The organism is Actinocorallia longicatena (assembly GCF_039534125.1).
Lineage (GTDB): Bacteria > Actinomycetota > Actinomycetes > Streptosporangiales > Streptosporangiaceae > Actinocorallia > Actinocorallia longicatena.
On sequence record NZ_BAAAUV010000011.1, the window covers coordinates 191,495 to 206,870 of the forward strand.

At 66.1% G+C, this 15,376-nt stretch carries 16 protein-coding genes; 14 read left to right on the forward strand and 2 right to left on the reverse strand.

Translation table 11 applies throughout. The annotated features are described in order from the left end of the window. On the forward strand, nucleotides 1–1,044 hold the full coding sequence (locus ABD785_RS22955; RefSeq protein WP_344831734.1) for a HEPN domain-containing protein: 1,044 nt from the start codon (nucleotides 1–3) through the stop codon (nucleotides 1,042–1,044). Nucleotides 1,045–1,269: 225 nt separating this feature from the next. Here ABD785_RS22955 and ABD785_RS22960 read toward each other — a convergent pair whose 3' ends face one another. Together ABD785_RS22960 and ABD785_RS22965 are read right to left on the reverse strand one after the other, a co-directional pair. Then, nucleotides 1,270–1,833, reverse strand: coding sequence for a GNAT family N-acetyltransferase (locus tag ABD785_RS22960; RefSeq protein ID WP_344831736.1), 564 nt, complete (start codon nucleotides 1,831–1,833; stop codon nucleotides 1,270–1,272). A gap of 10 nt (nucleotides 1,834–1,843) precedes the next feature. Further along, nucleotides 1,844–3,292 (reverse strand): NsdA family TPR-like regulatory protein, encoded by a 1,449-nt coding sequence (locus ABD785_RS22965; protein WP_344831737.1) that lies wholly within the window; start codon nucleotides 3,290–3,292, stop codon nucleotides 1,844–1,846. Nucleotides 3,293–3,653: 361 nt separating this feature from the next. Between ABD785_RS22965 and ABD785_RS22970 the strand changes: the two genes are divergently transcribed. The 13 genes from ABD785_RS22970 to ABD785_RS23030 all read left to right on the forward strand — a co-directional run bounded on the left by ABD785_RS22970 (nucleotide 3,654) and on the right by ABD785_RS23030 (nucleotide 15,179). After that, nucleotides 3,654–4,166 carry an ATP-binding protein gene (locus ABD785_RS22970; protein ID WP_344831739.1) on the forward strand — a complete coding sequence of 171 codons (513 nt, stop codon included), beginning with the start codon at nucleotides 3,654–3,656 and terminating at the stop codon, nucleotides 4,164–4,166. Nucleotides 4,167–4,589: 423 nt separating this feature from the next. Continuing rightward, nucleotides 4,590–4,814: a hypothetical protein gene (locus tag ABD785_RS22975; RefSeq protein WP_344831740.1), complete on the forward strand. Its 225-nt coding sequence runs from the start codon at nucleotides 4,590–4,592 to the stop codon at nucleotides 4,812–4,814. Next, nucleotides 4,811–4,999, forward strand: coding sequence for a hypothetical protein (locus ABD785_RS22980; RefSeq protein ID WP_344831742.1), 189 nt, complete (start codon nucleotides 4,811–4,813; stop codon nucleotides 4,997–4,999). The genes ABD785_RS22975 and ABD785_RS22980 overlap by 4 nt, the downstream gene beginning before the upstream one ends. Next, nucleotides 4,989–6,002, forward strand: coding sequence for an NAD-dependent epimerase/dehydratase family protein (locus tag ABD785_RS22985; protein WP_344831744.1), 1,014 nt, complete (start codon nucleotides 4,989–4,991; stop codon nucleotides 6,000–6,002). The genes ABD785_RS22980 and ABD785_RS22985 overlap by 11 nt, the downstream gene beginning before the upstream one ends. A 43-nt stretch (nucleotides 6,003–6,045) precedes the next feature. Next, nucleotides 6,046–7,011: a thymidylate synthase gene (locus tag ABD785_RS22990; RefSeq protein WP_344831745.1), complete on the forward strand. Its 966-nt coding sequence runs from the start codon at nucleotides 6,046–6,048 to the stop codon at nucleotides 7,009–7,011. Further along, entirely contained in the window at nucleotides 7,008–8,732 is a 1,725-nt protein-coding gene (locus ABD785_RS22995; protein WP_344831746.1) for a carbamoyltransferase family protein, read from the forward strand. Before ABD785_RS22990 ends, ABD785_RS22995 begins: the two co-directional genes overlap by 4 nt. Continuing rightward, nucleotides 8,729–9,751, forward strand: a complete 1,023-nt coding sequence (locus ABD785_RS23000; RefSeq protein WP_344831748.1) for a glycosyltransferase family protein — start codon at nucleotides 8,729–8,731, stop codon at nucleotides 9,749–9,751. The genes ABD785_RS22995 and ABD785_RS23000 overlap by 4 nt, the downstream gene beginning before the upstream one ends. Nucleotides 9,752–9,796: 45 nt before the next feature. Further along, nucleotides 9,797–10,312, forward strand: coding sequence for an AAA family ATPase (locus ABD785_RS23005; protein ID WP_344831749.1), 516 nt, complete (start codon nucleotides 9,797–9,799; stop codon nucleotides 10,310–10,312). Nucleotides 10,313–10,355: 43 nt separating this feature from the next. Next, nucleotides 10,356–11,162, forward strand: coding sequence for a class I SAM-dependent methyltransferase (locus tag ABD785_RS23010; RefSeq protein WP_344831752.1), 807 nt, complete (start codon nucleotides 10,356–10,358; stop codon nucleotides 11,160–11,162). A gap of 53 nt (nucleotides 11,163–11,215) precedes the next feature. Next, entirely contained in the window at nucleotides 11,216–11,902 is a 687-nt protein-coding gene (locus ABD785_RS23015; RefSeq protein ID WP_344831755.1) for an aminoglycoside phosphotransferase family protein, read from the forward strand. A 597-nt stretch (nucleotides 11,903–12,499) separates the two neighbouring features. Next, nucleotides 12,500–13,090, forward strand: a complete 591-nt coding sequence (locus tag ABD785_RS23020; RefSeq protein ID WP_344831757.1) for an RNA polymerase sigma factor — start codon at nucleotides 12,500–12,502, stop codon at nucleotides 13,088–13,090. Continuing rightward, entirely contained in the window at nucleotides 13,087–14,196 is a 1,110-nt protein-coding gene (locus tag ABD785_RS23025; protein ID WP_344831758.1) for an HD-GYP domain-containing protein, read from the forward strand. Before ABD785_RS23020 ends, ABD785_RS23025 begins: the two co-directional genes overlap by 4 nt. A gap of 593 nt (nucleotides 14,197–14,789) precedes the next feature. Then, on the forward strand, nucleotides 14,790–15,179 hold the full coding sequence (locus ABD785_RS23030; RefSeq protein WP_344831760.1) for a plasmid mobilization protein: 390 nt from the start codon (nucleotides 14,790–14,792) through the stop codon (nucleotides 15,177–15,179). Nucleotides 15,180–15,376: the final 197 nt, after the last annotated feature.

A 15,376-nucleotide genomic window follows, 5' to 3' on the forward strand; every position in this document is an offset into this window, starting at 1 on the left:
ATGATATTGCAATATGCCGAGCTGGCGGTTAACCTCGAAAAGATTCGTCGATTCCTTAGCGTTGGCTCGGAGGAAAGGCAAACAGCTGATCAACGTAGGTTCGCTTACATCGGGTGCATCTCCGCCCTCTATGCATCTTTCGAGAATTTTGCCGAACGTGTAGCTCTAAGGTTCGGCGAGATGCTGCTAGCTGATGCTCCTAGGTTGCCTGCCGAGCAGATGGCAAATCTCCGGCGCAGGTATATACGAAATGCCTCGCTCCTATTGAATCAGAATCTTGGCAGTGGAAGATACCGTGAAATAACTGAGCTTGATGTCGCTAAGAGCCTAGCGTCATGCCTTGATGAATCCTCCCCTTCTTTTGATTTGAAACTCGAACTAATAGCACTTCATAACTCGAACCTTCGCTGGGACTCTCTATGTGAACTGTTTCAATGGGCGGTTCCAGATCTACAGAGCAAGATTTATCGCTCAGATGCAATCGCGAATTGGAATGACTGCACAGGAAATCCCACGCAGGGAGGACTCGCCAGCGCACTTAAGAGCGAATTGGAAGACCTCGTAGAGCGTCGTAATGAAGTTTCCCATAGGGCAATCCCTGAAGAGATTCAGTCGTACGAGCGTCTCATAGCCAAGGTCGATTTTATAGAAGCTGTCGCACTTGGCCTCGTCGCCAGCCTAGCTGAAACGATTTTGAATAGGTCAATTGATGATGGTGAAACCGTCTCCCTCGGAGTGCCGTCTGAATATTTCAGGGGAAATAGGATAGTTGTAATCAACTCCCTCGGCTCGCCTGTTTCGGAGGGCGACTGCGTCCTTCTAGGTGGTGGTCATTCAATGCGCTGGGGGCGCATTCAGGAAATCCGGTTGGAGGATAGTCGAGTCTCGCGTGCAACTGCCGGTGTTGAAGCTGGACTATGCCTCGACTTTGAGGCTAGGAGGGGATCGGATCTTCTTTTGTGGCGAAATCCGAACCCGGATCTTGCCTTTCCCCCTGATAGAATCTTTGGTCGTCATGGGCCGCTAGGGGATATCATTCAATAATTCGAATCATCAAGTCATGAAAGTAGCTTCCCTTGATCTGCCCCGCGTGTGGTATTGCGGAAATCGAGTTGTGGCATCAGGTAACCCAAACTGGGCGCGTGGGGTGCGTGAGGTAGGTTACCCAGAGTCCCATGGCTTTGATGATCGCTTCGTAGCCTCGTGGGTAAGGCAGCAGATGGTGCAGGGGTGGCATGGGGCGTTAGGAGGGCTGCGCTTCGAGTGGCGTCAGCCGCGCCCGGGGGAGCACCATTCGTCGTCCAGGATGGAATGGACAACGGAGTCGCGCCATTGGTCTCGGATCTTGAGGTGGTGGCGGATGCGGCCTTCCTCGATCATGCCGAGTTTGGTCATCAGGCGGTCGGAGACGGTGTTCCGAGGGCTACGCGCTCCCCATAGGCGGTGGAGGTTGAGGTCGTCGAAGCCGAGGTGGAGGAGGAGGGCGAGGAGTTCTTCGCCTAGGTGGTGGCCCCAGTGGTCTTTGTTGAGGGCGAAGCCGAGTTGGGCGCTGGATTGGCCTGGGTGCTGGGTGTCGATGGCCAGGCGGGCGAAGCCGATGGCTTGGCCGGTGGAGGTCAGGGCTGCGGCGAGGGAGTATTCGGTGCGCGGCTCCGCTTGGGCGGCGGTGGTCACGGACTTGATGGTTGTGACGACCTGGTCTCGGGTGCGGGGCTCGAAGCTGAGGTGTTCGGTGACGACAGGGTCGCCGTAGATCTTGAGGACGTCGTCGACGTCGGCGGGGGTGAACTCGCGCAGGACGAGGCGCTGGCCGGGGACGGTGACCGGGTACATGTCTGTGAGGCTAACGGGCTGGGGGCAAGGCTGCCGAGGCTGGGATTTGGCAGAACGCTTCGATCTCCAGTTGCGTTGTCCGGGCGGTCGGCGAGGTTCGGTGGGTCGGGGTGCGGAGGGCCTCATGGACGCGGCGGACGCTGGCCAGGATGCCGCCGATGCGGTGGTCGACGGGGAGGCTGAAGACGTCGCTTAGGGCTTCGGCGGCGCCGTCGAGGTCGCCGGAGTTGATGCGGGCGAGTGCGAGGTCGGCGCGGGAGCCAGCCTCATCGCTGAAAGATCGTTCGCCTGGTTCGGCGTTCTCGTAGGCGGTGACGGCGGCGCTGGCGGCTTGGGCGGCGGCGGCCTCGGCGCCGGGGAGCCAGACCAGGGCGTCGGCTTCGTAGTAGAGCTGGCGGGGGCGGGAGAAGGTCATGATTCCGCCGAGCTGGTCGAGTTCGTCCGGGGTGGTTTGGTCGCGGGCATCGGTAGCGCGGCCGATCGCGGCGTGGGTCTGGTCGGCGTCGCCGAGGACGGCCCAGCCGCGGGCCTCTTGGGCTGCGAGCCACACCGAGGATGTTCCCTGTGCGCTGGCGGCGGCGTCCTGGCCGAGCTGGGCGTAGCGGACGGCGTCGTTGGGCCAACCGGCCCAGTAGGCGACCATCGACTGGAGGCCGCGTGTCCATGCGCGTAGGCCGTCGTGGCGGGCGTTGTCGGCGCACACATATCCCGTGCGGGCTTGGGCCATCGCTGAGTGCGGGTCTCCGAGGTCGTGGCTGGCCTTGGCGAGCATTCCGCTGATCGCGCCGGCCAGCAGGTACAGCTCGGTCGTCTCGCTCGGTCGCTGACGGCCCTCCAGGAGCCGGAACGCCACATCCTGGAGTTCGATGAGGTCGCCGAGGAGCACCGCGAGGGGCTGCTGGGGGTAGGCGGCTGCGATTCTGGAGACTTCGTCGCGGAGCTGGTCCAAGGTCTCGGGGCCGACGTTGGAGCCCTCGACGGTCACGCTGAATCGCAGCGCACGGCGTGCTGCCATCTCTACCTGCCTTTCCAGATGTTCTGTCGCGGGAATCAGCCGCGACCTCGACGTCATCGTCGAAATTGGGGAAACCGCCTCGCTGATCGACCGCGGTGCGGGGGGCTCCGCCGGCGTATACGAGGCGAAGGCGGCGTTGCAGCGGAGCAGGACCGCCCGCTCGTGGTCTTCGAGACGGTCCAGGGCGTCCGGGTCCATGAGCCGCAGTGGGCTGGTTCCGTACAGGGTCGCGAGCGCGATGATGTGGGTGGCCTGTGGAGAACGTGACCCGGCGCCGGGGAAACCCTCAATCCGCGAGAGCAACGGCTGGTCCATGACCGCAGATGGCGACGTCTTGGCGAACCGCTCCACCACTTCGGGCTGGGACAGGCCGCACGCCATTCGGAATGCGGCCAGCGATGAGCAGCTCGTCAGGTGCCGGATCTCTCCGGCGATCTCCTCCACGCCCCGGCCTTGTTCGAGCATCCGGGCACGTAGCCGGTTGACGGCTTGTCGTCCTGCTCCACTCATCGCGGTCTCCCCCTGCGATTGCGGCTCCTGAGGTCAGGGTGAACGCCCACAGGAGCTCGCGGCAACAGTACAAACCGGGCGCAGCTCGTCACCGCGACATACGACCGGGTTCGGATCGAGTAGATCCGCAGGTCACAGAGCTGCGAGGGTGCATAGGAACAATGTCTCGAACCCCGGTGACCGGGACCTCTGACAGGGCGTTCACTCGATCCCGAACGTTGCGTTAGTCGATCAGCTCCGCCGCCGCCGGAAACGGCCTGTTCGGAGGGGCTCCCTACCGAACGGTTCTGATCCGATGGAAACCACCTGCCAGGAAGTCACCAAGCCCCTGCACGGGTACGGCGGCGACGCCGAACTCGTCATGGCAAGGCCGGGTGCCGCTGCGGCGCTCGACCTAAAGCTCCTGTTGGGTTTCGTCGCCGCTGAGCCGTTCGTCCCGGTCGCTCGTAAGGCCACCGTTCAGGCTCTGGATCAGGACCGGTTCAGCGCCGAAGCGGTCAGTGACGTGGCGACCATCGTCACCGAGCTGGTCGCCAACGCCGTCACGGTGTCGGTCGGCCGATGGATCGAGGTACGGGTCGGCATCAAGGCACCGTACCTGGTCGTGGATGTGTGGGATCCAAGCGAGCAGATGCCCGCGACGGTCCGGTGTCCCGGCGATGAGGAGATCAACGGTCGCGGCCTGCTGATCATCGCTGCTCTATCTACCGCCTGGGAGATCGTCCCGACCCCGGACCGGGGAGGCAAGAGGGTCGTCGCTTACATGACGGTGTCTGACCCCCCGCTGCCGGAGCCGCCAGCCGCCTGACCGCAGCTCACTGATCGTTCCCGGACGCACGCCAAGGCCCTCGCGGAGGGGTGAGGACCGGCATGCGCACGGGTGCGGCGGCGCGACACCCGGCTTCCCCCGCGCCGCCGCACCCTCCAGCGCCCACCCCGAGGGCGCTCGACCTGACCGTGTTGCACATTCCGGAACCGGAGACCACCAGATGAGTCTCACGCACGCAGCCTCGCACCGATCCAGCCCTGCCGCTGTCCAGGCCGCCATCCGAGGACGCGGCTCATGGGCCTGAAGAAGCTCGCTCACCTCACGCTGCGCGCTCTCGGCCTCCGCCCCGAACAGCCCGAGCACCTCAGCGGTCTCCCAGGTGGTGCCGTGGCAGCCGCACCACCGGGGTCGGTGCGCTCAGGCAGTAGGCGGGTGGCCCGCCTCCTTGCGGATGAGAAGGCGTTGATCGATCGCGCCCGGACCATCGCGCAGCGGCTGAACGCCTCCGAACCCGACTGGTACGTGTCGTTCACGGTCGCCGGGCGTGCCCTGGTGGCGATGCCGCTGTGGGATCCGGGCAAGAAGGTGATCCTCACCGACCGCGACCCCCGCTCACTGTGGTTCCAGATGCGGCACGTAGAGCAGGAGTTCGCCAGCCGCCGTCCACAGCCCGCGATGCCCGCGTGACCACCGTCGGCTCCCGATCGGATCCGGACCGCCTTGGACGGCTCATCGGTGCCTGCGTGGACGCCGAGGTCGCGGATCTGAACCTGTCCCCGGCCTTCCTGGCCTGCCTGACCAGCATTCCCTCCCGGCTGTCCGCCGGTGAGAAGACCATCTTTCGTCTGTTGAGGAGACGACATGCTCGTTGAGCCCGGTTCCGCGAAGACCGAGTTTCCCGCCCCGAGGCTGGTCGTCGTGACCGGCGTGTGCGGGTTCATCGGCTCGCACCTGGCCGAGGCGCTGCTCGCCCGGCCCGGTGTGTCGGTGCTCGGCGTCGATCGCGTGAAGCCTGACCATGACCCCCGTACCGCTCACGTCCTTGCCGCTCTGCTGGATCGTCGCGGCTTCGAGCTGCTGTCGGTGGACTCCGGAGATGAGGCCGTCGCCTCCTACCTCGGTGAGGCCGACGCCGTCGTGCACCTGGCGGCCCCGACCGAAGTGGCCGCCTCCTGGGGGCCCGGCTTTCCCGACCAGGCGGCGTCGCTGCTGAGCTCGCAGCGGCTCCTGGACCACTGCTGGACCGCCCAGGTGCCGCGCGTCGTCGTCGCGTCCTCTGCGCACGTATACGGGCCGGGCGGCGAGTTCGCGAGGGAGGACGTCCCGGCGGAGCCGACCTCTCCGTACGGGGTGGTGAAGCTGGCGACCGAACGGCTCGCGACCGCCTATGCGCGCCGCCCCGGCTCGACGATGAGCACGGTCGCGCTGCGGTTCTTCACCGCGTTCGGGCCCCGCGTCAACCCGAACATGGTCGTCGCTCGCATGTTCCGGGCCGCGATGTCCGGAGAGCTGATGCCGCTGTTCGGCGACGGCACCGCCCCGCACTCCTGGACCCACGTCGACGACCTGGTCGGCGCGGTCCTGTCCGCCCTGGCCGCTCCGCTGGAGGCCGGTTGCGGTGAGGTCGTGAACGCCGCCGGAGCCGACACCGCTTCCCTCCGCGAGGTCGGCGAACTCGTCGGGAAGATCGTCGGCCAGGCGGTGACGTGGCAGCCCGCCGGAGCCCGCGCCGGCGACGCCGCTGGGGTTCGCGCCGACCTCACCCGCGCCCGCCGGGTCATCGGGTTCGAACCCCGCATCGGCCTGCGTGAAGGGCTGGAGGCCCTGTGGACGCACCTCGCCGAAGACGCGAGCCTGCCCGCGGCCGACCGCTGACCAGCGAACTCGACCCTCAACCCCCTGACGCGATGAGGAACCGGTGATCACTCAACAGCTCGCTCCGCCCGCTATCCGTCCCTTCCGCTCCGCGAACGACCTGTGCGTGGAGGCGTGCACGCGGGTCCTGACCCAGGGACGCGCGACCGCCCCGCGCGGCCTGCCCACCAGGGAGGTGCTGGGATCGTCGCTGCGGCTGGCCGATCCCCGCAACCGCCTCGTGGACCTTCCGCCGCACCGGATCATCAACCCGGCGTTCGCGGTCGCCGAGACCCTGTGGATCCTGTCCGGCTCGGACGCCCCCTGGATCCACGAGTTCAATTCCGCCTTGGCCAAGTACGTCGGGAACGGTGCTCCGCACGGCGCCTACGGGCCACGGCTGCGCTCGTGGGCGGGGATCGACCAGTTCGACCGCGTCCGCACCCTCCTGGGCGACGACCCCGACACCCGCCGCGCGGTCCTCACGATCTTCGACCCCGCGCGGGACCTGGCCGATGAACGGGACATTCCCTGCACCCTCGGCCACCGCTTCTACCTGCGCGACGGCGCCCTCTACATGGTGACGTCGATGCGCAGCCAGGACGTGTGGCGGGGCCTGCCCTACGACATGTTCGCCGCCACCGTCCTGCTGGAGCTCATGGCCGGATGGATTGGCGCGCGGGTCGGGTACTGGCACCACGAAGTCGATTCCCTGCACCTCTACCAGCCCGAACACGACGCTGCCCGCCAGGTCGCCGCGCTCGGCGGCTCGGCCGTCACGCCGATGGAGCCGCTCACCGTCCCGTGGGATGGGTTCGACAAGCTCCTCGACCAGGTGATCGCCGGTGAGCGGGTCGGTGTCGGCGCGTGGGACGACCTGGCCGACGTGATGGCCTCCTTCCGGCTGTGGCGCCACCACGACCAGGACGGCGCACGGGAGAAGGCGAGCGGCGGCGGGGTGATGGCGGACGCCATGACCCGCTGGTTCGCCTGGCAGAGCGCCCGGACCGTCGCTCGGGCCGCGTCATGAGCGGCCCGGTGCTCGGGCTGTGCTCCTTCACCCACGACTCGGCCGCCGCCCTGATCGTCGACGGGCAACTCGTCGGGCTCGTCGAAGAGGAACGTCTGTCGGGGATCAAGCACGACAAGTCCTACCCCAAGCGCGGGATCGACTGGCTCCTCACCAAGGCCGGCCTCTACCCCACCGACATCGAGACCGTGGCCCTGCACTTCCGCCACGACCTCTATCGCGACGCCGCCCCCGGCGCGCTCGCCCACCTGCTCCGCCCGGCCACCATGCGGCGGGCGATCCCGCGCGCCCGCTCCTTCCTGACCGTCGCGGCCAACGAACGCGAGCGGCTGGACGCGCTCCGCCGCCGGTTCTCCGACGCTGCCCTCACCCAAGTCCTCCACCACCGGGCGCACGGGCTGACCGCATTCGCGGCCTCCGGGTTCGACGACGCCGCCGTACTGATCGTCGACAGCCTCGGCGAGACCCAGACCACCACCATCGCTCACGGCCGTCTCGACGATCTCGGGGTGCCGTCCTGGGACCTGGTCCGCGCGCTGCACGATCCGGCGAGCCTCGGCTACGCCTATGGCGCGGTCACCCAGCATCTGGGCTGGCGGAAGGCCGACGAGGAAGGGACGGTGATGGCCTTGGCCGCGCTCGGCGACCCCGACCGGTTCGCCGACCTGTTCACCCAGGCGATCCGGCTGACGCCCGACGGGTTCACCCTCGACCCGCGGCTGTTCCCGCTGCGCGTCATCTCCAGCAGATGGCCACGCGTCTCGAAGGAGTTCATCGCCCGCACCTGTCCGCCCCGCGCCCCCCACGAGGAGATCACCAAGGTTCACATGGACCTGACGGCGGCGTTGCAGCGGCGCACCGAGGAGGTGATGCTCGCGCTCGCCCGGACGGCCCGCGACACGACCGGTTCGGCTCGGCTGTGCGTCGGGGGCGGTGTGGCGATGAACTGCGTTGCCATCGGCAAGATCCTCGCGGAAGGAATCTTCGAGGAGGTGTTCGTGCCGCCCGCGCCCGGCGACTCCGGGACAGCGCTCGGCGTGGCCCTCGCCGTCCTGGCCGACCGCGGCGAACCGATCCCCGCCGGCGTCGTGGGCGCCTGCTACCTCGGGCCGTCACCCTTCGATGTGGGGAGGTCCAGCCCCGGTATGGAAGGCATCATTGGGCGGGCCGAACTCGCGCCCGCCCAGCGGATCGCCGCCGCGCTGGCCGACGGCCAGATCGTCGGGGTCTGCAACGGCCCGCTGGAAGCCGGGCCCCGTGCGTTGGGAAACCGGTCGATCCTCGCCTCCCCGCTGCTACCGGACGTGATCGACCGGCTCAACCGGGACATCAAATACCGGGAGTCGTTCCGGCCGTTCGCACCCGTCGCCCTGGCCGACCACGCTCACTCCTACTTCGCCCTGGGCGGGGCGTCCTCGCCGTTCATGTCGATCGCCGTCCCCGGCACCGACCTGGGACGCACCATGATCCCGGCCGTGTTCCACGACAACGGGCTCGCCCGCGTCCAGACCGTCGACGCCGACCGCAACCCGCTGCTCGCCGACATCCTCAAGGAGTTCGACGCCCTCACCGGAGTCCCCGTGCTGATCAACACCTCGCTGAACATCAAGGGCAAACCGATCTGCGGGACCGCCTCCATGGCCCTGGACTGCCTGAAGGAGTCCGGGCTCGACGCCCTGCTCATCGACCGCCGCTGGTACACCCGAGAGGACGTCCGGTGAGGATCGGCTATAGCTTCTGGGGATTCCTCGGCGAGGGGATTACCGACACCCCTGACGGCGGGCGCTCCCACCGCGCCACCCTCATCGACGCCCTCACCGCCGCGGGTCATGACGTCGTGTTCCTCCAGACCGACCGGGACCGCGTAGAGGCCGGCACCGAACTGCCCTACACCTGGGAAGCCCACGGCTTCCCCGCCATCGACACGCTGATGCTGGAGTGGCGGTGGCCGATCCCCGGCCGCAACACCACCCCCTGCGAGACGCCCGGTCACACGTGCGACCTGCACCGACAGGCCGACCTCATCGACTTCTACACCCGTGACGGCCTCCCCACCATCCTGTGGGACAAGGACCGGCAACTCCCCGCCGACGATGGGCTTCGGGCCCTGGGCAACGTCACGGTGTGCGAGGCTGCGCTCCACCCGTCGCCGGGCGCGGAATCGCTGCTGTTCCCCGTCGCCGACGAAGCGCTCGACCAGGCCGATCCCGCCGCCCTGACCGCGAGGGAGCGGCGGTGGACGCTCGCCTACGTCGGGAACCAGTACGACCGTGACGACTGCTTCGACCGGTACTTCGCCCCCGCCTCTGCGATTCACCCCGATCACCTGGTCGCTGGGAAGTGGAACGACACGGGACGGTGGCCGCACGTCCGGTTCCTCGGCCGCGTCCCGTTCTCCAAGGTCGCCGACCTGTACGGGATGGCGCTGACCACGATCCTGCTGCTGCCCGACCGGCACCTGACCTCCGGGCAAATGACGCAGCGGCTGTTCGAGGCGGTCCTGGCCGGATGCCTCCCGCTGTGTCCGGCTGAGTTCCGGTCCGCGGACCGGCTTCTCCCCGACAACCTGATCGTCTCCAGCGGTTCCGAGGCCACCGACCTGATCGGCGATCTTGCCGTCGCCGGACCGGCGCAGCGGGCGGAACTGCTGGCGGCCTGCTTGGAACGGCTCGATTTGATGCGTGCGTCCCGGCAGGTCAAGACCCTGGAAGAACTCCTCACGGCAGGGGCAGACCGGTGAGCGCGTTCCGCCCCGGCCCCCACGACAGATCGGTAGCGTTGACCCATGCAGCGAATCGCGATCATCGGATGCGGCGGATCGGGCAAGACCACCATCGGACGGCAGCTCGCCGACAAGATCGGCACCACGATCACCCATCTGGACGTCGTCTACTACGACGACCAGTGGAACAAGATGGACCCCGCGAAGTTCGCCGCGCTTCAGGAAGAGCTGGTCTCCGCCGACAGCTGGGTGATCGACGGCAACTACGCCGGCACCCTGCCGATCCGGCTCAAGCGGGCCGACACCGTCATCTTCCTCGACCTGCCCGCGACCACCTGCCTGTGGGGCATCGCCCAGCGCCGCATGAAGAACCGCGGCGGCCAGAACGACGCTACCGGCGTCTACGACCGCATCACCTGGGGTTTCATCAAGTATGTGTGGGGCTACCGCAAGGAGATGGCGCCGCGCGTCCGCGAGCTGATCGCCGAACACGGCCAGCACGCCGACGTCCACATCGTCACCTCCCGCCGCGCCGCCAACCGGCTCGTCGCCCAGCTCGCTGCCATCGCCCCGGCCTGACCGAGATAGGTTCCCGCGCCGGTCTGAGTAAGGCGGTGACTCAGTGAGTCACCCGTTCCTCGGCGAGAACGTCCCCGGCCTGTACGCGACCGAGGACCGCACCCGCCAGCGCAGCGACGCGCTCCTGACCGCCAAGATCGGCGGCCGCAACATCAGCGACGTCATCCTCGAACACGCCGACGACGCGAATCTGCCCATCCGGCCGAACATCTGCGACATCGGCTGCGGGCAGGGACGCACCACGGTCCGGATCGCCCGCCGCTACCCGCTCGCCCGCGTCATCGCTCTTGACGGCTCACCAGCAATGACGGCCGCCGCCCGGGAACGGGCCTCCGGCCTGGGCGTCAGCGTCCTGACTGGCGACTTCCACCACCTGCCGCTCGCCGACCACTGCCTCGACCTGGCCGTCGCCGTGATGTGCCTCTACCACTCGCCCACTCCCGCTCAAGCGGTCAGCGAGATCACCCGAACCCTCCGGCCGGGCGGCACCGCGATCCTCGTGACCAAGGCCGCCGACAGCTACCGCGAATTCGCCGACCTCCTCGCAGGCTCAGGACTCGACCCCGGTGCGCGAGACCGCCCCAGCCTGTATGAGAACGCCGGCAGCGAGAACCTGCCCGACCTCGCCGAACAAGGCGGTCTGACCGTCAGCCGGGTTGAGCACGAGACCCACACCTTCACTTTCGCCGACCTCATGCACACCGCCGCCTACCTGGTGACCTGCCCCCAATATGTGCTCCCCTCGAAGCTCCGAGATGCCGCGGCGCTTTCCGAAGCGCTTCGCAAGCGCCTGCCCGACGGCGCCGTCACGACCACCGCCACGATCACCTACGTGATTGGCCACCCATGAACCGAACCTGGACCAAGACCTACTCCAGTCCAGCGGCAGCCGCGGCAGCCGCCGTGAACTACGACTGGCTTCGCGACGTCGGGCAGATCTCCGTCCCCGACCTGATCCACCGCGATGGTCGCGATCTGGTCTTTGCTCATGTGGACGGCCACCACCCCGCACCGGCGGATCTTCCCGACCTCGCGGTTGCACTTGCCCGATTTCATGTGGAGGCCCACCGAAAGCTGGCTGGGGCGGCGATGAACGAACCGCACCCCACCACCAGCGGGCTCACCATTCCCGGCTTCAGCCATCGCCGCGAGCAGAGGTTGATTGAGCTGTTGGCCGCACCGAACCCACCACGCACCCGGCTGACCGCCGAAGCGGTTCGCGCCTGGATCTCCCATGCAGATGCCCTGCCCCCAGCGGTCTACAAAGACACGAACCTCCGCAATATCCTTATCGACCAAGGAAGCAAACCAGTCAACGTCGACTTCGACACCCTCACCCTTGCACCATTCGGCTATGACCTCGCGAAACTAATTGTGTCTGCCGTCATGACCTATGGATCACTCGCTACCGGAACTATTGGCGAAATGCTCGACCGATATAACGTCTTCCTGTCGCAGGCTGCGCTCCGTCCTTGCGCCAAGGATGAGTTCACGGCCTGGATCGAAATGCATCACATACTCACTTTTCCGTACCTGGGGCGAAACGGCTACCGGTATTCTTGGATAGAAGTATCTGCCTGGCACTATTAGTTGGATTCGATCGAATACCAGGGGTCGATGCGTCTCCTTGCGCGCTTGGGGCGGCTCACTTATCCGTAGGGCGAGGTGCGATCGGACTGGCGGTTGAGGGCGATTTTTTTTTTGCGTCCCGCCGATCATGAGGCAGATCTAAGGCCCTGATCTCGATGCCTCAGATAGGTGGGACGGCAGGTTCTGCTGGCAGGTCCCGTTGATCATGAGGCAGGGCGCCAAATCATGGATCCGTGAAGCCGCAGGTCGGTCGGCCGTGGCGGCGGTCGTCTGTACCCTTGCCTCGGCGACTGCCGGGTGGACGGTGAGCCTTCGCGCGAACTGGCCAGAGCTGACCCAACCTTTCTTCATGCTCGGTGCTCTTAGGGGCATCAACATGAGGCACGTCGAAAGGAGGTGGCCCGGAGTGGTGCTAGGGATCGATCCCGAGACGGTTGCCGCGTGGGTCACGATCGTGGCGGCAGGTGCGCATCTAGCCCGTACGTTCCTGGGCAGACCAGAATTCACCGCGACCGTCCAGGTCATCGTGCCGCGGACGGTCTGCGCGGACACCGAGGGCACCGGCCCAGAAAGTGCCGAGCAGGCTGGGGCCAGGCCATGACGGAGCTGGGCCGGAGTCCTTCCCGGCCGGGAGGGCAGGACTTGCTGGATGGAGTCGACTACGAGGGCCTGGCGGCCTTCTTCGTGGCCCACCACCGAGGGCTGCGTTGCTATCTCATCGCGCAGGGATGCCCGGACAGCGATAGCGACGACATCGTGCAAGAGGCCTTTCTGATCGTACGGCAGCGGTGGTCGACCATCGTCTACTACGACCGCCCGAAGGCCTACCTGTACAAGGTCGCGATCCGGCTCTGGTACCGGTACGCCGCCAAACTGCACCGGTCCGGCGGCCGCAACGACCACGAAGGCGTGTTGCAGCTGATGGCCGACCCAGTGGATCACTACGCGCACGCTGATCTCCTGCGCACCCTCGCCGCCTGGTTCAGGCGACTCCCTCCGCAGCAGCGCGCGGTCGCGGGCCTGAGGCTGATCGCGGACCTGTCCGTGATCGAGACCGCCGAGGTGCTGGGTTTGAGCCTCGGCACAGTGAAATCCCAGCTCAGCGACGCCCGACGAACCCTCACGCAATGCCGAGACAACGACCAACAGGCCGACGACAGCCAGCCGGGAAAGGAGCCACCACGATGAACATCGACGATGAGATCCGGCAGATGGCTGCTGCAAGCCACGACCCGCACCGTACGCAGGACGCCCTGCAAGCTTTCCTCGCAGCTGCCCACCGCCTCGAAGATGACCCGATCGACAGGCAGCGGCTTCGAGAACTCGCGGAGGACATCGACACGAGCATCTCCACCTACGACCGGACGTTGGCCAGCCTGGATCGTGGAGACTGCGATCCGCTCCAGATCCTCGACCTGTGTGTCGAGGCCACCGACCTCACCGACCCTGACGGGCTTCTCGCCGACCTTTTGAAGCACCAGCTCGCCGATGCCAGCCCGGTTACCCTTCAAAGCCGTGTCGCCCAGGTCCGCGCACACCGCGCCATCCTCAAAGCCGCCTACCGGAACATCCCGGCAGCGCCACTGCCCGGGCTCCGCGTCACCTCCGCGGACCTCGAACGGGTGCTCATGGTCGCGATGGCCGGCAAGGACCCCTACACGCACCGACACCTCGTGCGCATCTCACGTCTGGCCGTCCTCCTCGGTCAGCAGCTCGGCATGACCGCCACTCAGCTCGAAGCCGCCCGCCTGGGCGGTCTGTTCCACGACATCGGCAAACTCGCCTTGTCCGACGCCATCCTGGCCAAGTCCGGGCCCCTAACCGATGAGGAGTTCCGCGCCATCCAGGAACACACCGAACGCGGCGCCTTGATCGTCGAAGAACTGCCGGAGTTCTTCGACCAAGCCCCCGGCTCGGTACGGGGCTTGCTCGCACAGGAGACAATGTCGGGGATCCGATACCACCATGAGAAGTACAACGGGATGGGGTACCCGGGCGGCCTCGCAGGCGATGGCATTCCTCAAGTGGCCCGGGTCATCGCTGTCGCCGACTGCTTCGATGCCATGACTAGTACGCGAAGCTACCGGGCAGCCCGCTCTGCCCAGGACGCGCTCCGAGAGATCCGCCGGTGCTCCGGAACCGAATTCGATCCTCAAATGGTCGAGGCGTTCCTCATCGCCTACGACACCAACCGTGACCAAATCGACGAGCTGATCCGCTCCGAGAACGCCGTTCAGGACATGACCCCGCCCGAGCCGGCGACCACTGATCATCATTTCCTAGGTCAACCATAGCTAGGCTAAGCACAGCCTGACGCCGATCAGGGCACGCTGTCGCGGCGTGCCCTGATTTGGAGTCCCGGTTGATCGCCCTCGTGAAACTTCTGGGGACAACATCGGCCGGAGGTCCACGATCATCTACATTCTGAATTCGAGCGGCTGCCGGACAGGAAAACGTCCTGGCAACGAGACGCCAACCAGGAACCTACCGCCAGCCGATACGCCAGATGAGAATTACTCGTACCTCGCCTCATGCAAGATCGCTTCTTTCCCTACCAGCGCCAGGCCCAGGGAGAAAGTCGGTTGAGAAGGGACGTTCGGACGTTCAGCAGTCCCGCGTATCTGAGGCAGACCATCGAATGCTTCGGGTCGAACGGGACTACCTTGGTCTCGATGGGACGTAACACGAATAGGTTCCTGAAGAGGTGTTGCCTACATCCTGATAACCGGGAGCAAGATATGGCAACAGGTACCTGTTGCCGACAGCCCTCGCAGCGAGAACCGGCCGCAGCCGGGGTGTACCTGGTGACTCTCCGACGGGAGTCACAGGACGAGGTCCTTGCTGGCATCTCCAGGTTGTTCCATAGCCCCACCTGGAGAGCCACCACATGACTGATATCAACCAAGGACGCAGACGGGCACGGAGAGTCGGAGGCAGGAAACACAGCTATCACGTACGTCTGACCGACGAAGAGAACGCGATCGTGTGTGCCAAGGCGGAAGCGGCAGGGGTCAGCGTTCCTTGGCTGCTCGCTGAAACAACGCTCGATCCGCGACAGGGTGTGGCCGAGAGAAAGGCGCTCATCGATGAGCTCCTGGCGTTGAGGCGCCTAGTTGGGCGAATCGGAACCAACATCAACCAGCTCGCTCGGATAGCGAACGGAACCGGAAAGGTGCCGGCGGAGGCGTTCGCGGCGATAACGGCGGCCAATGCCGCCACGAAGAGGATCTCGGAAGCGGCAGCAGAGATCCGCAACGTGTCAAGGCGGCGCTCATGATCCCCTTCATCACCCCCAAGCGCGGTAAGGACACCGTCCGCCTCGTTGAATATCTCTTCGGGAAGGGACGGTTCAACGAGCACACGAACCAGCGGATCATCACTGACCCTTTTTCATCCTCGGGTGACCTCGTAGTTCTGTAGGACGGCGATGGCCTTGACGAGGTGGCCGGCCTTGCTGGGGCTGCACCGGAGTTT